Annotated in this window: 19 protein-coding genes and 3 pseudogenes; 11 read left to right on the top strand and 11 right to left on the bottom strand. The window is 71.3% G+C overall.

The genetic code is table 11. The features are described 5' to 3' along the window. The first annotated feature begins 12 nt into the window (after positions 1–12). Positions 13–456 (top strand): archease, encoded by a 444-nt coding sequence (locus QQY66_RS05090; protein WP_301977855.1) that lies wholly within the window; start codon positions 13–15, stop codon positions 454–456. An 11-nt stretch (positions 457–467) separates the two neighbouring features. On the opposite strand, the gene QQY66_RS05095 is transcribed toward QQY66_RS05090, so the two are convergent. The 4 genes from QQY66_RS05095 to QQY66_RS05110 form a co-directional block, all read right to left on the bottom strand. Further along, positions 468–1,880, bottom strand: coding sequence for an RtcB family protein (locus QQY66_RS05095; RefSeq protein ID WP_301977857.1), 1,413 nt, complete (start codon positions 1,878–1,880; stop codon positions 468–470). Then, the gene (locus QQY66_RS05100) at positions 1,784–2,623 is read right to left on the bottom strand and encodes a universal stress protein (protein WP_301977860.1); all 840 of its coding nucleotides are present in this window, start codon (positions 2,621–2,623) and stop codon (positions 1,784–1,786) included. The genes QQY66_RS05095 and QQY66_RS05100 overlap by 97 nt, the downstream gene beginning before the upstream one ends. A gap of 14 nt (positions 2,624–2,637) precedes the next feature. Beyond that, positions 2,638–3,294 carry a phosphoribosyltransferase gene (locus QQY66_RS05105; protein WP_301977862.1) on the bottom strand — a complete coding sequence of 219 codons (657 nt, stop codon included), beginning with the start codon at positions 3,292–3,294 and terminating at the stop codon, positions 2,638–2,640. Positions 3,295–3,362: 68 nt separating this feature from the next. Further along, on the bottom strand, positions 3,363–4,019 hold the full coding sequence (locus QQY66_RS05110; RefSeq protein WP_301977864.1) for a dienelactone hydrolase family protein: 657 nt from the start codon (positions 4,017–4,019) through the stop codon (positions 3,363–3,365). A gap of 114 nt (positions 4,020–4,133) precedes the next feature. On the opposite strand from QQY66_RS05110, the gene QQY66_RS05115 reads away from it, so the two are divergent. After that, positions 4,134–4,586, top strand: coding sequence for a YbhB/YbcL family Raf kinase inhibitor-like protein (locus QQY66_RS05115; RefSeq protein WP_301977866.1), 453 nt, complete (start codon positions 4,134–4,136; stop codon positions 4,584–4,586). Here QQY66_RS05115 and QQY66_RS05120 read toward each other — a convergent pair. Beyond that, the gene (locus tag QQY66_RS05120) at positions 4,564–6,057 is read right to left on the bottom strand and encodes an alpha/beta hydrolase (protein ID WP_301977867.1); all 1,494 of its coding nucleotides are present in this window, start codon (positions 6,055–6,057) and stop codon (positions 4,564–4,566) included. The genes QQY66_RS05115 and QQY66_RS05120 overlap by 23 nt on opposite strands. Positions 6,058–6,330: 273 nt before the next feature. On the opposite strand from QQY66_RS05120, the gene QQY66_RS05125 reads away from it, so the two are divergent. After that, the gene (locus QQY66_RS05125) at positions 6,331–7,512 is read left to right on the top strand and encodes a sensor histidine kinase (RefSeq protein WP_301977868.1); all 1,182 of its coding nucleotides are present in this window, start codon (positions 6,331–6,333) and stop codon (positions 7,510–7,512) included. Next, on the top strand, positions 7,513–8,190 hold the full coding sequence (locus tag QQY66_RS05130) for a response regulator transcription factor (RefSeq protein WP_301977869.1): 678 nt from the start codon (positions 7,513–7,515) through the stop codon (positions 8,188–8,190). A 6-nt stretch (positions 8,191–8,196) separates the two neighbouring features. Here the strand turns inward: QQY66_RS05130 and QQY66_RS05135 are convergent. The 4 genes and pseudogenes from QQY66_RS05135 to QQY66_RS05145 form a co-directional block, all read right to left on the bottom strand. Continuing rightward, a pseudogene (locus tag QQY66_RS05135) lies at positions 8,197–8,520 on the bottom strand (DNA polymerase/3'-5' exonuclease PolX); the annotation flags it as partial. Positions 8,521–8,615: 95 nt separating this feature from the next. Beyond that, positions 8,616–8,750, bottom strand: a pseudogene (locus QQY66_RS50225) (helix-hairpin-helix domain-containing protein); the annotation flags it as partial. A gap of 39 nt (positions 8,751–8,789) precedes the next feature. Then, a complete protein-coding gene (locus QQY66_RS05140) occupies positions 8,790–9,209 on the bottom strand; it encodes a CBS domain-containing protein (RefSeq protein WP_301977870.1) in 420 nt (139 codons plus the stop codon). A gap of 18 nt (positions 9,210–9,227) precedes the next feature. Beyond that, complete coding sequence (locus QQY66_RS05145) at positions 9,228–9,653, bottom strand: CBS domain-containing protein (RefSeq protein ID WP_301977872.1); 426 nt, start codon at positions 9,651–9,653, stop codon at positions 9,228–9,230. A 295-nt stretch (positions 9,654–9,948) separates the two neighbouring features. Between QQY66_RS05145 and QQY66_RS05150 the strand changes: the two genes are divergently transcribed. From QQY66_RS05150 to QQY66_RS05160, 3 genes and pseudogenes are all read left to right on the top strand, one after another. Continuing rightward, positions 9,949–11,154, top strand: a complete 1,206-nt coding sequence (locus QQY66_RS05150) for a hypothetical protein (protein ID WP_301977874.1) — start codon at positions 9,949–9,951, stop codon at positions 11,152–11,154. A 134-nt stretch (positions 11,155–11,288) separates the two neighbouring features. Further along, positions 11,289–11,783 carry a hypothetical protein gene (locus tag QQY66_RS05155; RefSeq protein ID WP_367666960.1) on the top strand — a complete coding sequence of 165 codons (495 nt, stop codon included), beginning with the start codon at positions 11,289–11,291 and terminating at the stop codon, positions 11,781–11,783. Then, positions 11,768–12,070 (top strand): annotated as a pseudogene (locus tag QQY66_RS05160) (TIM barrel protein); the annotation flags it as partial. The gene QQY66_RS05155 and the pseudogene QQY66_RS05160, both read left to right, overlap by 16 nt. On the opposite strand, the gene QQY66_RS05165 reads toward QQY66_RS05160, so the two are convergent. Both QQY66_RS05165 and QQY66_RS05170 read right to left on the bottom strand, forming a co-directional pair. After that, positions 12,060–12,773: a response regulator gene (locus tag QQY66_RS05165; RefSeq protein ID WP_301977876.1), complete on the bottom strand. Its 714-nt coding sequence runs from the start codon at positions 12,771–12,773 to the stop codon at positions 12,060–12,062. The pseudogene QQY66_RS05160 and the gene QQY66_RS05165 sit on opposite strands and share 11 nt — an antisense overlap. After that, complete coding sequence (locus tag QQY66_RS05170; protein ID WP_301977878.1) at positions 12,770–14,545, bottom strand: ATP-binding protein; 1,776 nt, start codon at positions 14,543–14,545, stop codon at positions 12,770–12,772. The genes QQY66_RS05165 and QQY66_RS05170 overlap by 4 nt, the downstream gene beginning before the upstream one ends. Before the next feature lie 218 nt (positions 14,546–14,763). Here QQY66_RS05170 and QQY66_RS05175 point away from each other — a divergent pair, with 218 nt between their 5' ends. From QQY66_RS05175 to QQY66_RS05190, 4 genes are all read left to right on the top strand, one after another. Next, positions 14,764–15,750 (top strand): tripartite tricarboxylate transporter substrate binding protein, encoded by a 987-nt coding sequence (locus QQY66_RS05175; RefSeq protein ID WP_301987176.1) that lies wholly within the window; start codon positions 14,764–14,766, stop codon positions 15,748–15,750. Then, positions 15,747–16,283 (top strand): tripartite tricarboxylate transporter TctB family protein, encoded by a 537-nt coding sequence (locus QQY66_RS05180; RefSeq protein ID WP_301977880.1) that lies wholly within the window; start codon positions 15,747–15,749, stop codon positions 16,281–16,283. Before QQY66_RS05175 ends, QQY66_RS05180 begins: the two co-directional genes overlap by 4 nt. Position 16,284: 1 nt before the next feature. Then, positions 16,285–17,778 (top strand): tripartite tricarboxylate transporter permease, encoded by a 1,494-nt coding sequence (locus QQY66_RS05185; RefSeq protein WP_301977882.1) that lies wholly within the window; start codon positions 16,285–16,287, stop codon positions 17,776–17,778. A 167-nt stretch (positions 17,779–17,945) separates the two neighbouring features. Then, a complete protein-coding gene (locus QQY66_RS05190) occupies positions 17,946–18,941 on the top strand; it encodes a serine protease (RefSeq protein WP_301987178.1) in 996 nt (331 codons plus the stop codon). Positions 18,942–18,972 lie beyond the last annotated feature (31 nt).

Below are 18,972 nucleotides of genomic sequence, written 5' to 3' on the forward strand. Positions count from 1 at the left end.
ATGGTCGGTGACATGGGCGACGACATCACGGCGCGCAGGCGCGGGACGAGCGGGCACCGGCTGGTGCCGCACACGGCTGACGTGCGCGTCGAGGCCTGGGGGGAGAGCCGCGAGCGCTGTCTGGTGGAGGCCGTCACGGGCATGGTGGAGGGCTTCGCGGACGTCTCCGGGACCCGGGCGACCGGCGTGGCCCGGCTGCGGCTGGCCGAAGGCAGCCCCGAGGATCTGCTGACCACGCTGCTCGACGAGGTCGTCTTCCGGCTGGAGGTGCACGGGCAGGTGCCGGTCGATGTGGAGGCGGAGGCGTACGACGAAGGGCTCGACGTGCGGATGGCGGTCGCCGACCTCGGCGTGGTGGAGGTCATCGGCGCCGCACCGAAGGGCATCGCGTGGGAGAACCTGCGCATCGAGCCCGGTCCGTACGGCTGGTCCTGCGCGGTGACCATCGACGTGTGAGCGGATCCGGCTCATCCCTTCACCACGCCCAGCGGCACGAGCTTGGCCACGGTCCGGCACAGCCCAGCCGTCTCGCTCGCGGCGACCACCGCGCTGACGTCCTTGTAGGCCTCCGGGGTCTCCTCGGCCAGCCCGCGCATCGACTTCGGCCGGACGGCGATACCGGCCGACTCCAGCCGGGCGCGCAGTTCCCTGCCCGTCACGGTGCGGGCGGCCCGGTGCCGGCTGAGGGTGCGGCCCGCGCCGTGGCAGGTGGAGTGGAAGGCGTCGCCGCCGGGCACCCCGGCCAGCACGTAGGACGCCGTGCCCATGGTGCCGGGGATGAGCACCGGCTGGCCGAACTCCCGTAGCTCCTTGGGCAGTTCGGGGTGGCCGGGCGGGAAGGCGCGGGTGGCGCCCTTGCGGTGCACGCACAGCAGGCGCCGGGCGCCGTCCACCTCGTGCGTCTCCATCTTGGCGAGGTTGTGGGACACGTCGTACACCAGCGACAGCTGTGCGCCGGTGACGCGGCGGAAGACCCCGCGGGCCGCGTCGGACAGCAACTGGCGGTTGGCGCGGCCGTAGTTGGCGGCGGCGGCCATCGCGCCCAGGTAGGCCTGGCCCTCGGGCGAGTCGACCGGGGTGCAGGCCAGCTGACGGTCGGGGACGGTGATGCCGTAGCGGGTCATGGCCCGGTCCATCGCCCGGACGTGGTCGGTGCAGATCTGGTGGCCGAGGCCGCGTGAACCGCAGTGGATCATCACGCACACCTGGCCGCGGGCGAGGCCGAAGGCAGCGGCGACCGGTTCGTCGTACACCTCGGCGATCTCCTGGATCTCCAGGAAGTGGTTCGCGGAGCCGAGGCTGCCGACCTGGCCGAGGCCCCGTTCCCGGGCCCGCTCGCTGACCTGCGTCGCGTCGGCGTCGGCGACCGCCCCGCCGTCCTCGCAGCGGGTGAGGTCGCGCTGCTCGCCGTGGCCCTGCTCGACGGCGTACCGGGAGCCGCCCCGCAGGATCCGCTCCAGCTCCGCCTGCCCGCCGAGCCGCCACACCCCGCCGGGCCCGGCGCCGCGCGGTATCCGCCGGTCCAGGCCGTCCATGACCGCGGGCAGCGCCCTGCGCAGCTCCCGCCCGTTGCAGTCGGCCGACAGCAGCCGCACCCCGCAGGAGATGTCGAAGCCGACCCCGCCGGGCGAGACCACGCCGCCCTCGTCCACGGCGGTCGCGGCGACGCCGCCGATGGGGAAGCCGTAGCCCCAGTGGATGTCCGGCATGGCGTACGAGGCGCCGACGATGCCGGGCAGCGTGGCCACGTTGACGACCTGCTCCAGCGACTGCTCGGCGTCCCTCAGCAGGTCTCGGGAGGCGAACACGACGCCGGGCACGCGCATCCCGTCGTACGGCTCGATGCGGAAGCGGCAGGGGCGCTCCTCGACCAGGTCCATCGCTCCGCCTCCGTGACGCGAGGGTGTTTCGCAGTGCCTGAAATGGCATGGGGATCCTGATTGCCGGTAAGTAGCGTGGGCGGCGTCGAGAGACCGGAGTGGTCTGGTCTCACCGAGAATCCGCCCCGTGCCCAGGAAAGCGACGCGGGGTTCCCGCCCCGCCCGGGTCCACGCCGGGCGGAAAGCGTCCGGCGGGGCGGATACCCCAGCTTCCGAATCGCCGCAGCCGGCGGGGCCACAGGCGGCAGGTACCGCACACGATGAGCACCGTGCTCAACCAGCGCACGGCCCGCAGCCCAGTGACAGGCGTCCACACCCTGCCACGCACCACGGCCGCTCCCCCGGAATCCGGGCATGCCCCGGATCACCGAGGACGTCAGCTCATCTGCGACGCTCACGAATCCCAGCAGCAGTCCGGCGAAGCCGCGCCGTCCCCGGGTGCCGAGCGCGATCAGGCCGGCGTCGGTGTCCTCGGCCGCGGTCAGGACCGCCCCAGCGGGCTCCTGGTGCCCGAGGACGGTGTCGATCCGCAGCCCGGGGTGGGCGGTCGTGATCCGGGTCCGGGCGTCCTGCAGCAGATCGGCGGCCGCACCGCGGACCCGCTCGTCGGCGTCTGTCACCGCGTGCACGACCTGGAGTGCCGCTCCGCGCAGCGCCGCCTCCCGGGTCGCCCAGTCCGCGGCGAGCCAGGCCTGCGGGGTGTCGTCGACGCCGACCAGGACGGTGCCGGTCGCTTCCGTCACTCGCTTCCCCTTCCTCAGCCGGGCAGGGTGTGGGAGCCGTGCAGCGCGTCGAGGACCTCGTCGTCGGTGAGCTGGTCGAAGTTCTCGTACCAGAGGCCGACGGCCATGAACTGCTCCGGCCGGTGCAGGCAGATCACCTCGTCGGCCTCGTCGCGCAGCAGCTCGACCGCCTCCGGTGAGCAGACCGGAACGGCCAGGACGACCTGTTCGGGCGCCTCACGGCGGACCCGGCGCAGTGCGGCGCGCGCGGTCGCGCCGGTGGCCAGGCCGTCGTCGACGACGATCACGGTGCGGCCCCGCAGGTCCACCGGGGGACGGCCGCGCCGGTAGCGCCGTTCGCGACGCCGTACCTCCTCCCGCTCCCGGTCGACGGTCTCGGCGAGGGCGGCCTCGCTCAGGCCCAGCCGGTCGAGGGCCCGTTCGTCGAAGAGCGGCGGGTCGTCGCCGGCGATCGCGCCGACGCCCAGCTCCTCCTGGAACGGCGCCCCGATCTTGCGGACCACGAGGACGTCAAGCGGGGCGTCCAGCGCGTGTGCGACCTCGCGCGCGACCGCGACGCCACCGCGGGGCAGCGCGAGTACGACAGCGTGCGGGAGAGCCCCTTTCTCCTGCAGGGTGCGCAGCCGCTCGGCCAGTTCCCGCCCGGCCTGCTTGCGGTCACGGAACTGCATGGCTGCTCCTTCCGGTTGCCTCCGTGCGCGCCTGCCGGGTACCCGGCCCTCCCCTCGCCCACACGGCGTCACCGCTGCCGCGCGCCCAGGCGTTCCACACACCACTCCCGGGCCAGGCCGGCGACCTGCTCCAGCGCGCCCGGCTCCTCGAACAGGTGGGTGGCGCCCGGCACGACACGCAGCGTGCAGGGGGCCCGCAGACGCCGGGCGGCGTCCTCGTTGAGCCGCAGCACCTGCTCGTCGTGCCCGCCGACGACGAGCAGCACGGGTGCGCGTACGAGGTCCAGCGCGTTGCTCGCCAGGTCGGGCCGTCCGCCGCGCGAGACCACGGTCAGGACCCGGTCCGGCCGGTCCGCCGCGGCCATCAGGGCGGCAGCCGCACCGGTGCTGGCCCCGAACAGGACGACGGGCAGTCCCTGGACCTCGGGTTCCGCGTCGAGCCAGTCGATCGCTGCGACCAGACGGCGCCCGAGCAGCGGAATGTCGAAGCGGTGCTCGGCGGTCAGCGCGTCCTGCCGGTCCTCCGCCTCGGTCAGCAGGTCCATCAGCAGCGTGCCCAGGGCGGCGGTGCGGAGCTCGGCGGCGACCTGCCGGTTGCGCGGGCTGTGGCGGGAGCTGCCGCTGCCGTGCGCGAACAGGACGACGCCGTGGGCGGGCGCCGGGACGTCGAAGTCGCCGGGGAGCTCGACGCCGTCGGCGGGCACCAGAACGGTCTGCGAGATCATCGGACCGGGCCTCCCTCAGTCCGTAGCACTCCTGACCTGGCCCGGGTATCCGTCGCGCGGAGATCCACACGTCCCCCTGATACGTCCGGCCGCCTGAGGGGTACTCCGGGCCACATGACCGGCATCGAACTCAAGAGCAGCGCATTCACCGACCACGCCCCCGTCCCCCGCCGGTACGCGCTGGAGGGGGAGAACGTCTCCCCGCCCCTGGCCTGGTCCGGCGTGCCGGACGACGCGGCCGAGCTGGTCCTGATGTGCGAGGACCCCGACGCCCCGTCGGGGAACTTCGTGCACTGGATCGTCGTGGGCGTCGATCCCCACAGCGACGGCGTGAGCGAGGGGCAGAGCCCGCCCGGCGGCACCGAACTCGTCAACGGCTACGGCCGTCCCGGCTGGGGCGGACCCCACCCGCCGCCCGGGGACGAGTCGCACCACTACGTCTTCCACCTCTACGCCCTCGCCGAGCCCTGCGTGCTCCCGGACGCCCCGCGCGCCGACGACGTACGGCAGGCCGTGGAGAGACAGGAACTCGCCGACGGCACCCTCATCGGGCTGTACCGCCGCTGAGCGCTCCGCGGGCTGTGCCGACATGCGGCTCCGCCGCGCAGGCGAGGTCCTGCGACGGGCGCTGCCCGGTGGTCAGGAACGCCGTCACCGTGCTGTTCGCGCACGTGTTGGGGCCGAACGGGTGGACACCGTGCCCGCCCTGGTCGGCCGTCACCATCGTGGCCCGCTTCCCGAACGCCCGCCGCAGCTCCTGGGCACCGACCAGCGGGGTCCCCGGGTCGCGCTCGTTCTGCACCATGAGCACGTTCGACGGGCCCCGGTCACCGATGCGTACCGGCGGCTCGACCCGCTCGTCCGGCCAGAACGCGCACGGTCCGATGCCGGCCGTGGACCCGCCCAGCATCGGGTATTTCAGCCGGTCGACCGTGACGTTGCGCTGATATTCCCGGACCGTCTCCGGCCAGCGCGTATCGCCGCAGATCACCAAAAAGCGGGCGGACATGAGGTTCTCTATGTTCGGAAACGGCGGGATGGGCGGCGGTGGCTGGTCCGTGTCGAGCGCCTGCCAGGTCTTGGCCAGCAGGGGCATGTCCGCATCGCTGTAGAGGCGGTCGAACGTGATCCCTCGGAACGACGTCCCATCGAAGCCCTGGACCGGTTTCGCTTCCAGCCGCTTGGCGAGATCGAAGAACTTCGCCCTCACCTGTTGCGGTGTGGTGCCCAGACCGTACTCGGGGTGCGCGGCCGCGAACGCCGCGAAGTCCGGGAACCGGTCCTCCAGTCCACGGGCGAGCAACCGCATGGCCGTGACGTCGTAACCGCCGGGGCCCAGGTTGCTGTCGAGCACGACCCGGTCGCTGCGCTTCGGGAACAGCGTCGTGTACACCGCACCGAGGTAACTGCCGTAGGAGGCCCCGAGGTACGAGAGCTTCGGCTCGCCCAGCGCCGCCCGGATCCGGTCCATGTCGCGCGCGATGTTCGCGGTGGTGGTGTGCGGCAGCATCCACGCCGTCCGTGAGGTGGCGCACTGCTCGGCCACAGTGCGCGCGTTCCCCGCCTCCCGCGCGACATCGGCCGCGGTGTGCGCGTACGGCGGGACGTTGCCGCGTGCCTGCTGCTCCGGCGTCAGATCGCAGGTCACCGGCGCGCTGCGGCCGACGCCACGCGGGTCGAGGCCGATCAGGTCGTAGGAGTCCAGTACCTCCTGCGGCAGCCCTGAGCCGGCGAGAACGGCCGGGTAGCCGAGTCCCGTGATGCCGGGGCCGCCCGGATTGGTCAGCAGCACGCCGCGGCGCTTCGAGGGGTCCTTGCTCGCCAGCCGGGAGATCGCGATCTCTATCTGCCGGCCGTCCGGATCCCGGTAGTCCAGCGGGACTTCGAGCGTCGAGCAATCCAGAGGGGGCAAGGCGGCCTTCTCCGAGCACGGACCCCACCGCACGGTGTCCGGCGTCGCCGCCACCGGCCTTCCCGGCATCGCGGTCGCCACAGTCACCGCGGTGGCGGCGAGGCCGAGGGACAAGGTTCGGCGCATCTGATGTCCTCCTGAGGGGGGGTACGGGGGCGCACGGGATCGCCGGAACGGGCATGCGGGGACGGCCCCGTCGCGGATCACGGCTTGGGCGGACAGGGCTGTGATCAACGTTCCGACCGCCTCGACGAGTCTGTTCGTGCGGCCCCGCCGGCACATCGGCCCGGCGGCTCGAATCGCCTTCGCCCAAAGTCGAGGCGGCGATTCGACTCTGGTCGAAGGCACTTCAGCCCCCGGTCTGACTCACCGGCCGTACGGTGTCGCGACAATGGCCAGGTGAATACGGACGTCGCGCCACGGCTCGGGTGGTGGCAGCAGACCTGGCGGCTGGCGGCAGCCGCGGCAGTGGGCATACCGGCCTGGCTCTCCACCGGTGCGGTACTGCACTGGCAGGCGGCCGGAACGGGCTCCTGGTTCGTCACCGGTGATCCGATGGTGGCTCTCGGCTGCCTGACGGCGCTTCTGTGGCGACGGCGGTTCCCGCTCGTCGTCGCCATGACGGTCGCGATCGCCTCGACCACGTCGACACTCGCCACCGGCGCCGCGCTTCTGGCGCTGGCCTCGCTCTCCACCCGTCGCCGTCCGGTGGAGATCGGGGTCGTCGGGCTGGCCTACGTGACCGCGTCACAGTTCGCCATCGGGCTCTACCCGGTCCAGAGCCCGCCCGGCTCGTTGTGGTTCCAGCTCGCGTTCTCGGCACTGACCGCAGGTATCGCGGTGGCCGTGGGCATGGCCATCGGAGCGCGGCGTGTCGAAGTGCGGTCCTTGCGAGAGCGGGCGGAGAGCGCGGAACGGGAACAGACCGCACGAGCGGCGCAGGCACGGGCCCTGGAACGCAACCGGATCGCCCGCGAGATGCACGACGTGCTCGCGCACCGGATCTCCCTGGTCGCCATGCAGGCAGGAGTGCTGGACCACCGCAGCGACCTCGCAGCAGAGGAAAACCGCGTGCTGGTCCGCGGCATCGCCGACGGCTCCCACCAAGCCCTGGAAGAACTACGGGATGTCCTCGGTGTGCTCCGGGCCGATCCGGGCCGACCGGAACCACCCCAGCCCTCCCTCGACCGCATCCCCGACCTGGTGACCGACGCCCGCACCTCCGGACTGGACGTCACGCTCACCACCACCATGACGGGGACACCGTCCGACGTCGTCGGACGAACCTGCTACCGGGTCGTCCAAGAAGGACTGACCAACGCCGCCAAACACGCCCCGGGCGCACGCATACACATCGCCCTCGACGGAACAGCGGGCGACCAACTCCACGTCAGCGTCCACAATTCCGCGGCCACCACAAGAAACGCTCAACCACCGGCGTCGGGCTTCGGCCTACTCGGTCTCACCGAACGAGTCGACCTCGCCGGCGGAAAACTCGACCATCACCCCACACCCGACGACGGATACCTCCTCACCGCCCAACTACCCTGGCCGGACCCCACCCACGAAAAGAGAACCTGAGTGGACAGCGAGCGGGAGCCGGTGCGTGTCGTCATCGTCGACGACGAACAACTGGTGCGCATGGCGCTGCGGCTCGTCATCGACGGCGAACCGGACCTGACCGTCGTCGCGGAGGCGGCGGACGGGAACGCCGCGATCACCGTGGTGGACGAGCAGCGGCCGGATGTCGTGCTGATGGACGTGCGCATGCCCGGCCGTGACGGTCTCAGCACGACCCGGGAACTCCTCACCCGACCGGCGCCGCCCCGGGTGCTCATGCTGACCACATTCGACTCCGACGATCTGGTGCTCGGCGCACTGCGCGCCGGAGCACTCGGGTTCGTCCTCAAGGACACCCAACCGCCGCAGATTCTCGATGCGGTGCGGACTGTCGCGGACGGCAACCCCGTGCTGTCTCCGGCGGCCACGGCACGGGTGATCGCCGCGGCCACCGGCCCGCAGTCCTCTCACGCTCGCAGCTCAACCCGCGAAGCCGCACGGAAACAGCTGTCCACACTGACCGAGCGAGAACGCGAAACCGCTCGGGCCATCGCGGACGGACTGGGCAACCCGGAGATCGCCCAGAGGCTGCGCATCAGCGTCGCGACCGTCAAGGCACACACAGGCAACCTGTTCGCCAAGCTGGCGGTCGAGAACCGGGTGCAGATCGCACTCCTGGTCCGCGACGCAGAGGAATGACCTGGGTCAAGCTGCGGAGCGCCCCTTTCTCAGGAAGCGCCGCAGCGGGGTCTGCGGCCAGGTGTTGATCACGTCGTCCTTGGTGAGCCGGCCGCGCTGGGCCGTGCCCCGCGCAGGCGGCGAAGAACTCGTCGAGGTCGGCATCGATGGGCGGCCGCTTGCCGAAGAGGCGCGTGGCGGGGTCGCCGATGATGTTGACGCACGGGTTCTCGCAAGCCCGGACTCGCCGTCGGCCACGCACAGCTCGAAGCCGGCGAGGAAACCCTCCGGCCAGTCCACCTCGCCGTCCGGCTCGATGTCCAGTTCCGCGCCGTGCAGCGGCCGCGTGCCGGGCTTGCCCTGCTACTCGACCGCGGACACCCGGCCGGTGCCGATGCACTCGACGACCTTCTCGGCGATCGACGTGCCGACGTTGGGGATCTCCGTCAGGCCTTGACGTCGAGCGTGAAGACGTCGGTGTGAAAGCCGCCGATCGAGCGGGCGGCCTTCTCGTGGGCACGGGTCTTGAACGCGTCTCCGCCGGTGATCGGGTTCAGGTCCGCGTGCTCCTGGAACGGCGCGGCGACCTCGTCGTCGGGCCGGGTGCCATGGGCGCCTCGCTACCGGTTGGGCTTGGAGGCGCTGATGTTCCCGAGCGGCGTTTCCGGGGCCCGTTCGACGGCCAGGTCGCCGAGGGTGACGATGCCCACGGGGTGCTCGTCCGCCACGACCGGTATCCGGCGTACGGCGTGCTCGCGCATCAGCTCGGCCACCCGGTCGACGTCGTCGTCGGGGCCGACGCTGAACACATCGCCGCTGCACACCTGGGCCACGGTCGTGTGCTCCGGGTCCTCGCCCTCGGCAACGGCACGGACCACGAGGTCACGGTCGCTGACGATGCCGCGCAGCCGTCCTTCCTCGGTGACCAGGACGTCCCCGATGTCCTGGTCCCGCATGAGCCGGGCCACCGCGGTCACGGACGTGAGCGGGTCGACCGTCACGGGTGTGCTGGTCATGATGTCGCGTACGTGCTGAGTCATGGCACGCTCCTCACTGCGTCAGCGGGTGGGATCCGCCCTGCTGATGTCGGCCAGCGCGGAACGCGGGTCGTCGACCGTGGCGAGGTCGCCGAGGCTGACGACGCCGACCGGGCAGCCGCCCCGTTCGACGACCGGCAGCCTCCGGACGGCGTGGCGGCGCATCAGCTCGGCCGCCCGGTCGGTGGTGTCGTCGGGGGTCAGGGTCACCACGGGCGGGCGCGTGCACACCGATCCGACGGCGGTGGTGTCGGGGTCGCGGCCCTCGGCGAGCGTCCGGACCACGATGTCGCGGTCGGTGAGCACACCGAACAGATCGCAGTCGTACGCCACCAGCACATCGCCGACGTTCTGCTCCCGCATCAGCCGGGCCGCCCGCGCGACGGTCGTCATCGGCTCGACGGCTGCCGCGCCGGGCGACATCACGTCACGTATCTGCCGGGTCATCGGACCTCCCGGATCGACGAAGCAGGGCACGCCGCCCGCGTAGCCCGTACGCGCGGCGGCAAACCCGTCCTCGCCCCTTGACGCCCCCGACCCCCGTTGGCACACTCACCGACCGCTCGTAGAAAACGCTTGCTACATCCTCGCCGCACGCCGCGGGACCCCTTGGAGCCACGACCCCCCAGGTCACGCACACCCCCGGTCGTGAATCGATTCAGTCGAACCGGATTCGACGACGGCACCGGCGAGGGATCCACCCCCCGCACACCCCACATCTGGATCACTTGGAGAAGACGAGATGGGACGCAGAGCCGCACAACACCTCGCCGACACTCCCGCAACGGCCCCCGGACGACGCGCCGTTGCCGCCGCCGCATGCGCCACCGCCCTGCTCACCGGAGCGGCCCTGCTCACCGAACCCGCGCACGCGGCCGCTCCGCCGCAGGTGGCGGCGGCGTGCGGTGAGGGCTCCTACCAGGCGGAGGCGGTACTCAACGGCAGCACCTGGACCGCCCGGCGCGGCAGCAGTGTCGTGTACACCGGCAGCGACATGCGCGCCGCCATGCAGGCGGCCGTGGGCAGCCTTACCGCGGGCCGCACCTCGAAGGAACGGGTCGTCGTCCGCGGATCGGGCTCCATCAGCGCCGGATCCCGGGTCTCGCTGCCCAGCTACACCGTGCTCGACGTCTGCGGCACGATCAACGTCACCGGATCGGGCTCCGGCGACCAGGCCCCGGTGTACGCCCGCGGCGCCCGCGACATCGAGGTCCAGCACCTCACCCTCACGGGCAGCCCGCTGTACGGCGTCTTCATGCGCAACGTGCAGAACGTCGTCCTCGGCCAGATCGACATGCGGCTGTCGCGCGGCCTCGGCGTCCGCATCGACAACCGCGGCGACACCAGCCAGTGGACGCGGAACGTCAGGATCGACAACGTGTATGTGTCCGGCGCGAGCAGCCACGCCGTGGAGACGTACGGCGTCGACGGCCTCACCGTCGGTACGGTCACCGCGCGCAACGTGGGCGAGTCCGGACTGCTGCTCAACCAGACCATCAACGCCACCGTCACCAAGGTCGACGCGGACGGCGCGGGCACCGGCACCGGCTACGCGGCGTTCCGCATGGCCAACCGCAATGGCCGGGTGGGCAGTTCGTACCCCACCAACATCCGCGTGGGCGAGGTGATCGCGCGCGGCGGCGGCCGAGGGGTGTTCTGCGTCTCCGAGAGCGGCGGCGCGGTCATCGACCGGGTGAACATCTCCAACACCGGCAACAACTCGATCCTGGTCGAGAACTGCACCAACGTGAACATCGCCGCGCAGAGCGGCAGCGTCACCGGCGGCGGCGAGATCCGGCTCGCGGCCCGCTCGGAGTTCCCCAACAACTCCAACATCACCATCCAGAACCTCCGGGTGACCAACTCGGCGATCAGGGAAAGCCCTTGCGGCACCAACACCACGTTCCGCAACAACACGTTGGTCAACAGCAGCCAGAACATCTGCTAGGCAGCTCCTCACTGGGGCCGCCGGCGCGGCCCCAGTGTGCAGACCCCGGTAAGAACTCCTCACCTCACAGTCAACGCACAGCCCCTATTTCTCCTCTTGCACGGCGAAACACGCCCACCGAGAAGGGATTCGCCGTGCGCGCACGTACGCGTTTACGCACCCAGCCCGCGGGATCCGTGTTCCTCGCCCTCGCCGCCACGGGATCCGTGCCGGCCACGCAGCTCTCCCCTGCCGTCGCCGCGGAGCCGGCCGCGACAGCCGATCTCCGAGCGGACGTCAACCGTGACGGCCGGGTCGATCTCACCGGCGACACCGACACGGCCGGCGAGGACAGTTGGACCGTCGGCCGGGGCGCCGTCAGCCTGCCCGACCTCGACGACGACACCAAGCGCTGCCCGGTCACCGGCCCCGGCGGCAGACCGTTGCCCGACGCCAAGCCGGCCGCCTGCAAGGACGCCTCCGACACCAAGGTCAACGGCGCGACGGACGCCGCCGATCTGGCGCGGGTGCGCTCAACGCCCTTGCCGGGGCCGGCAGGTGACGCCACGGGCGGCGTCAAGGTCACCGCGGGTGCCAAGCAGACCCACGTCTTCCTCAAGCGGTCCGGGAACTCGACATCGCGGCGATGATCCGCTACACGGACGACAAGCTCCAGCATGTGCACATCGCGGACTCCTTCAACCACAAGGGTTCGTCGGGCCTGCGCTACATCCTGAACCCGCCCGGCACCCCCGCCCGTATCCACCAGCACCTCGACATCGGCCAGGGCGAGGTCGACTGGGACGCCTTCTTCGGCACCCTGCGCGAACTCGGCTTCGACGGCGTCGCCACGTCCTGTGTCTTCGCCTGGGAGGAGCGGGCCCGCGACTCCTCGGCGTTCATGCTGGACCGCATCCGCAAGGAGCTCACCGCATGACAGCGGGCTGCCCGCGGAACCGGTAGCGGCGTTCGGGACGCCCTGCCGCGCCGTAGCGCAGGGAGACCTCCGCGTTCCCGGTGGTGTGGAAGTACTCCAGGTAGCGTCGGGCGCTGACCCGGGAGACACCGGTCAGGGTCGCGCACTCGGAGGCGGACAGGGTGCCGGCGCAATCGCGGAGGGTGCGCTCGATGAGTTCGGCGGTCTCCACGCTCATGCCCTTGGGCAGCGGGCTGGCCGCCGGCACCGGTACGGCGCCCGAGGCCATGACCCGGTCCACGTCGGCCTGGCTGCGGACGACCGTGGAGAGCAGCCGGCCGCGCTGGGCGGCGTACCGCTCCAGTCGGGAGCGCAGGTCCTCGAACTCGAACGGTTTCAGCAGGTAGTCGACGACGCCTCGGCGCACGGCCCGGCGTACCGTGTCGCCCTCCCGTGCGGCGCTGATCACCATGACGTCGCAGTCGTGGCCGGCGGTGCGCAGCCGGGGGATGACGTCGAGGCCGAAGACGTCGGGCAGGTAGAGGTCGAGCAGGACGACGTCCGGGCGGAGTGCGTCGACGGCGGCGATGGCCTCCTCGCCGGTGGTGGCGACGCCGACGACGGTGAAGGGCGGAACGCGTTCGACGAAGGTGCGATGGACTCTGGCCACCATGAAGTCGTCGTCGACGATGAGGACGCCTATCTGGTTCGGGTCGTCGGTCATGTCGCTCCTTCCGCCACCGCGTCGGTGAGGTGGCTGACGGTCATGCGCGCGGTGAACATGGCCCCGTCGGGGGTGTTGGCCACCGAGATCTCACCGCCGTGACGTTCGCAGACCAGCCGGGTCAGCGCCAGGCCTATACCGCGCTCGCCTTCCTGGGCGGCCTTGGTGGTGAAGCCGTGCTGGAACACCTCCTGGGCGAGTTCCGGTGCCACACCGGGACCCGAATCCCGTACGACGATCTCCACACTGGAGGCGTCCTGCCGCAGCTCGACCTCGACCCAGCGTCCGCCGTCGTGCGCCGCGGCGTCCACGGCGTTGTCGACGAGGTTGCCGACCACGGTCGCCACGTCGGCGGCGTCCTCAGGGGTGAGCCGGTCGAGCGCGGTGTCGTCCGAGATCCGCAGTGTGACCTTCCGCTCGGCCGCGAGGGAGGCCTTCGCGGTCAGCAGGGCGGCGACGGCGGTGTCGCGGACGCGGCGGCTGAGCGTGATGTCCAGCGACTGCCGGTGCCGGCTCAGGGCGCGGATGTAGCGGACCACCTCGTCCTGCTCGCCGATCTGGATGAGTCCGGAGATGGTGTGCAGCTGGTTGGCGAACTCGTGGGCCTGCGCGCGCAGCAGCTCCGACGAACTGCGGAAGGAGCCGATCTCCCGCTCCAGGCGGGCGAGTTCGGTGCGGTCCCGCAGGGTGGTGACGGAGCCGAGCAGACGGCCGTCCTTGGTCACGGTCATGCGGTTCATGACCAGGACGCGGCCGTGGCGTACGACGACCTGGTCCCGCTGGTCGGGCGTGGCCCCGGCGAGGACGTCCCGCAGCCGTCCCTCGATGCCGAGCTGGTCCAGGCTCCGGCCCACGCACTCCTCGGGCAGGTCGAGCAGGGTCCGGCCCATCTCGTTGACGAGGGTCAGCCGGGCCGCCGGGTCCAGGGCGATCACGCCCTCGGCGATGCCGTACAGCATGGCCTCGCGGTGTTCGGCCAGCCCGGCGATCTCACGTGGCTCCAGGCCGAGGGTCTGCCGTTTCACGCGCCGGGCGAGCAGCCAGGAGCCGGCCACGCCGAGACCGCTGGCGATGCCCAGGTAGGCGAGGAGATAGGAGGACGCGCCGCTCAGGCGCTGCCACACCGTCGGGTCGGCCTCGCCGATCATCACCGTGCCGAGGTGCCGGCCGAGGTTCTGCCGCGTAGCCCCGAGGACGGGCACCTGGGCCACCAGCTCGTGACTGCCGTCCAGCGTCAGCGGCCCCGACCAGCCGCGCCCCGCAGCAGCGCCCTCCCCCAGGGGCAGCCGGTCGCCGATCACCGTGGCGTTGGTGGAGCTGACGATCCGGCCGGCGGCGTCGGCCACCGTGACCGAGGTGACTCCGGACTGGGTCTGCATGGAGTTCACCAGCGGGGCCAGGCGCTCCGCTGGCTGTGTCGATATGCGGCTCCGCCGCGGGGCCGCGATGGGTCGTGGGTCGTCTGCGGCACCGTGGTGGCTGGTCGCGCAGTTCCCCGCCCCCCTTCGGGGCGCTGCCGAACCGCAGCCGACCTCGCCCGACCGGCTCAGGCCCTCCTGCGGCACCGGCTGGGCGAGCTCGCTGCGCACCAGGGGCGTGGCGGCCAGTTGTTCGGCCAGCGCAGCGACGCGGCGGCCCTCGACGCGGTTGAACGTCGCCTCGGACTGGGCAAGGGAAACGCCGGCGACTGCCACCAACACCACCACGACGATGGCGAGTTGGAGCACCAGCATCTCGCCCGCGAGGGTCTGGCGACGGAAGGTGGTGACCACGACCTGCTCAATCTCTGACCTGGTGGTTCGGGTGCCGGGACGGCCCCATGATGGCCTTGGCCCGGGAGCGGGGGAAGACATCCGTCGCCGCCCCGCCGCTGACACAAAGACCAAAACCTCCGTTGGTTCCGGAAGCGAGACAGGCCGTCGCCGCCCGTGCACCATGTGGCCCACATCACGCTCCACAAACCCGCATCGACCGACAGGTGGTGGCACTCGTGCGTCTGCGCACCCCGCTCGCCCTGCTCGGGGCCGCCGTGCTGGTCCTGGTGGCACCGCCGCTGCTGACCACCGGCAGCGGCTCCGACACCGGCACACAGATCCCGGGCCTGCGCTTCATGGTCCCCAACACCCCCGGCGGCGGCTACGACATCACAGCCAGGACCGCCGCGAAGAACGCCGAGGACGCCGGACTCACGCACTCCATCGAGGTGTTCAACCTGCCCGGCGCCGGCGGCACCGTCGGACTGACCCGGCTGGTGGGCGAGCACGGCAACGGCAAGCTCGCGATGTCCATGGGCCTCGGGGTCGTGGGCGCGGCCCGCTCCAACCACGCGCCCAAGACCCTCGCCGACACCACCCCGATCGCCCGGCTCACCGAGGAGCAGGACGTGGTCGTGGTCGCCAAGGACTCCCCGTACAAGTCGATCGACGAACTGATCGAGGCATGGAAGGGCGACCCGGGCAAGCTTCCGGTAGGCGGTGGCTCCTCGCCCGGCGGGCCCGACCATCTCGCGCCGATGCTGATGGCGCGGGCCGCGGGCATCGCGCCGAAGGAGGTCAACTACATCCCCTTCGACGGCGGCGGTGAGCTGCTCGCCTCGATCCTCGGCAACAAGGTCGGCTTCGGGGTGTCCGGCGTCGGCGAGTACCTCGACCAGATCAAGGCGGGCGAGCTGCGAGTGCTCGCGGTCACCGGCCCGGAGCGCGTCGGCGAACTCAAGGACGCGCCCACGCTCAAGGAGTCCGGCTACGACGTGAACTTCACCAACTGGCGCGGCATCGTCGCCCCGCCCGGCCTGTCCGCCGCCGAACGCGACAAGCTCACCCGGCTCCTCGAGGAGCTCCACGACTCCCCCGAGTGGCAGAAGTCCCTGGAGCAGAACGGCTGGGAGGACGCCTTCCTGACCGGCGAGGAGTTCGGTGACTTCCTGGACGCCCAGGACAAGCGCGTGGTGTCGGTACTGAAGGAGCTGGGACTGTGACGACACAGACGGATACTCCCCCCGCCGAGACGGCCGGCCGTGGCTCGTGGCTGCGCGAGCACTCCGAACTCGGCGTCTGCGCCCTGCTGCTGGCGCTCGGCGTGCTGGTGCTGACCGACGCGCTCACCATGGACGTCGACATCGCCCAGCGCGGTCCCGTCGGCCCGAAGACGGTGCCGATCGTCGTCGGCATCGGGCTCCTCGTCATCGCCGCGCTCCTCGCCGTGGACGTGCTGCGCGGCGGCCGTGGCCAGGCGGAGACCGGCGAGGACATCGACCTGTCCGAACCCGCCGACGGGCGCACGGTGTTGTTGCTCACCGGGGTGTTCCTCGGCGCGGCCGTCCTCATCGAGCCGCTGGGCTTCCCCGCCGCGGGCGCGCTGCTCTTCTGGGGCGCCGCCTTCGCTCTCGGCAGCCGCCGCATCGACCGCGACCCGCTCATCGCGGCCGTCCTGTCCCTCGTCACCTACGCCGTCTTCAACAACCTGCTCGGAGTGCCGCTGCCCGGTGGCCCCCTGATGGGAGCGCTGTGACATGAACGCCCTCAACTCCCTTCTGGACGGCTTCGGTACGGCCCTCACCCCGATCAACCTGCTGTGGGCGGCCCTCGGTGTGCTGCTCGGCACCGCGATCGGGGTGCTGCCCGGCATCGGTCCCGCGATGGCGGTCGCGCTGCTGCTGCCGGTGACGTACGGGCTCGACCCGATCGCCGCGTTCATCATGTTCGCGGGGATCTACTACGGCGCGATGTTCGGCGGCTCCACCACCTCGATCCTGCTCAACACGCCCGGCGAGAGCGCCGCCGTGGTCGCGGCCATGGAGGGCAACCCCATGGCCAAGTCGGGGCGTGGCTCGCAGGCCCTGGCTGCTGCCGCCATCGGTCACTTCGCGGGCGGCCTGATCGGCACGATCCTGCTGGTGGCGCTGGCGCCGACGGTCGCCGACCTGGCCGTGGACATCGGCGCTCCGGACTACTTCGCCATCATGGTGCTGGCGTTCATCGCCGTGACGTCGGTCCTCGGCTCGTCCCGGATCCGGGGACTCGCCTCCCTGCTGATCGGCCTGACGCTCGGCCTGGTGGGCCTGGACCAGATGACGGGGCAGCAGCGTCTCACCTTCGGTTCGCTCCAACTCGCCGACGGCATCGACGTGGTGATCGTGGCGGTGGGGCTCTTCGCGATCGGCGAGGCGCTGTGGGTCGCGGCGCATCTGCGGCGCGATCCGGGCGAGCCGATCCCGGTGGGCCGCCCGTGGCTGGGCCGCGGGGATGTGCGGCGGACCTGGAAGTCATGGCTGCGCGGCCCGTTCATCGGCTTCCCGTTCGGCGCGATTCCGGCGGGCGGCGCGGAGATCCCCACCTTCCTGTCGTACGTCACGGAGAAACGGCTGTCGAAGCACAAGGACGAGTGGGGCAAGGGCGCCATCGAGGGTGTCGCGGGACCGGAGTCGGCGGCGTCGGCCTCGGCGGCGGGCACGCTGGTGTCGATGCTGACGCTGGGGCTGCCGACGACGGCGGTCGCCGCGGTGATGCTGGCCGCGTTCCAGCAGTACGGCATCCAGCCCGGTCCGCTGCTGTTCGAGCGCGAGCCGGAGCTGGTGTGGGGGCTGATCGCGTCGCTGTTCGTCGGCATGGTGCTGCTGCTCGCGCTCAACCTGCCGCTGGCGCCTCTGTGGGCGAAGCTGCTGCGCATTCCGCGGCCGTATCTGTACGCGGGGATCCTGTTCTTCGCGATGGTCGGTGCGTACGCGGTCGGCGGCGAGGTGATCGACCTGGTCACCCTGCTGGTGATCGGGCTGATCGGGTTCGGCATGCGGCGCTATGGCCTGCCGATCCTGCCGGCCGTCATCGGCGTGATCCTCGGCCCGAACGCCGAGCAGCAGCTGCGGCGTGCCCTGCAAATCAGCGACGGCAGTGTCTCGGGGCTGGTCAACACGCCGTTCGCGGTGACCGTTTACGCGGTGGTCGTGCTGCTGCTGGTGTGGCCGCTGCTCCGGAAGCTCGTGGTCCGGGGCGGTGCGAAGGCCTGATCCATGCGGACTTTGTGGATTTTCGGCCATGGTTGTGGCGTGCACCTGCCCAGACGCCGCTTCTTGATGGCACGCTGCCCTGAACTGCGCACGCAGTAACACCCCTGCCCACCCGGGCGGATGGTCCCCACCGCCCGGTCCCCCCCACCGCAGAAGGAGACCGCGTGATAGGCAGACTCCGCACATCCGGCGGTACCCGCGTCCGGCGCACCGTCCTCGGCGCGCTGGCCGGCGTCGCCGCCCTCCTGGCCACGGGCGTCACCGCCGCCCCGGCCGGTGCCACCACTGAGGAACCGGGAGCGGTGCCCCTCGCGGCGCAGGAACGCGCCCGTGACTTCTGGACCTCTGAGCGGATGCGGCAGGCCATCCCGCTCGACGTCCTGTCCGTCGACCGCTCCGACGTGACAGCCTCGGCCCCACGCCAGGGCAAGAAGACCGTCGTCGCACCGAGCGCCCCGTCCTCCCCCGTCGGAACCCTGGCCATCCCCAACAGCGGTGGCGCCTGGACCGGAGGCGGGGCCGTGGTGAAGACCGCGGGCCGGGTGTTCTTCACCTACCAGGGCCGCACCGCGTCCTGCTCCGGCAACGCGGTCACCAGCGCCAACAAGAGCACGGTGATGACCGCCGGCCACTGTGTGAAGCTGGAGGGGGCCTGGCACACCAACTGGGTGTTCGTGCCCGGATACCACGACGGACAGGCGCCGTACGGCAGGTGGTCGGCGACCAAGACGCTGTCCACGCCGCAGTGGACGGCCAGTGAGGACATCAACTACGACATAGGCGCGGCCGTGGTCGCACCTCTCGACGGCAAGAGCCTCACGGATGTCGTCGGCGGCCAGGGCCTGGCCTTCAACACCGGCTACAACAAGGCGATGTACGCCTTCGGCTTCCCCGCCGCCGCCCCGTACGACGGCGAGAAGTTCATCTACTGCAGCGGCACCACCTACCGGGACTTCCTGCTGTCCAGCGACCACGGCATGACCTGCAACATGACCGGTGGCTCCAGCGGAGGCCCCTGGTTCACCCAGTTCGACGAGGCGACCGGCACCGGTCTGCAGTCCTCGGTGAACAGCTTCAAGTACAACTTCCTGCCGAACGCGATGTACGGGCCGGTCTTCGGCGCGGACGCGCAGAACCTGTACCGGACCGCCCAGTCGTCCTGATCGGTCGCCCAGTCCGACGGGCCTGCATCGA

The organism is Streptomyces sp. DG2A-72, assembly GCF_030499575.1.
GTDB lineage: Bacteria > Actinomycetota > Actinomycetes > Streptomycetales > Streptomycetaceae > Streptomyces.

Coding starts and splice junctions, on each gene's coding strand:
- QQY66_RS05090 (WP_301977855.1), top strand. CDS start 13: ATGGGCGACGACATCACGGCGCGCAGGCGCGGGACGAGCGGGCACCGG.
- QQY66_RS05150 (WP_301977874.1), top strand. CDS start 9,949: ATGGGACGCAGAGCCGCACAACACCTCGCCGACACTCCCGCAACGGCC.
- QQY66_RS05110 (WP_301977864.1), bottom strand. CDS start 4,019: ATGATCTCGCAGACCGTTCTGGTGCCCGCCGACGGCGTCGAGCTCCCC.
- QQY66_RS05185 (WP_301977882.1), top strand. CDS start 16,285: ATGAACGCCCTCAACTCCCTTCTGGACGGCTTCGGTACGGCCCTCACC.
- QQY66_RS05145 (WP_301977872.1), bottom strand. CDS start 9,653: ATGACCCGGCAGATACGTGACGTGATGTCGCCCGGCGCGGCAGCCGTC.
- QQY66_RS05105 (WP_301977862.1), bottom strand. CDS start 3,294: ATGCAGTTCCGTGACCGCAAGCAGGCCGGGCGGGAACTGGCCGAGCGG.
- QQY66_RS05115 (WP_301977866.1), top strand. CDS start 4,134: ATGACCGGCATCGAACTCAAGAGCAGCGCATTCACCGACCACGCCCCC.
- QQY66_RS05095 (WP_301977857.1), bottom strand. CDS start 1,880: ATGGACCTGGTCGAGGAGCGCCCCTGCCGCTTCCGCATCGAGCCGTAC.
- QQY66_RS05165 (WP_301977876.1), bottom strand. CDS start 12,773: ATGACCGACGACCCGAACCAGATAGGCGTCCTCATCGTCGACGACGAC.
- QQY66_RS05140 (WP_301977870.1), bottom strand. CDS start 9,209: ATGACTCAGCACGTACGCGACATCATGACCAGCACACCCGTGACGGTC.
- QQY66_RS05120 (WP_301977867.1), bottom strand. CDS start 6,057: ATGCGCCGAACCTTGTCCCTCGGCCTCGCCGCCACCGCGGTGACTGTG.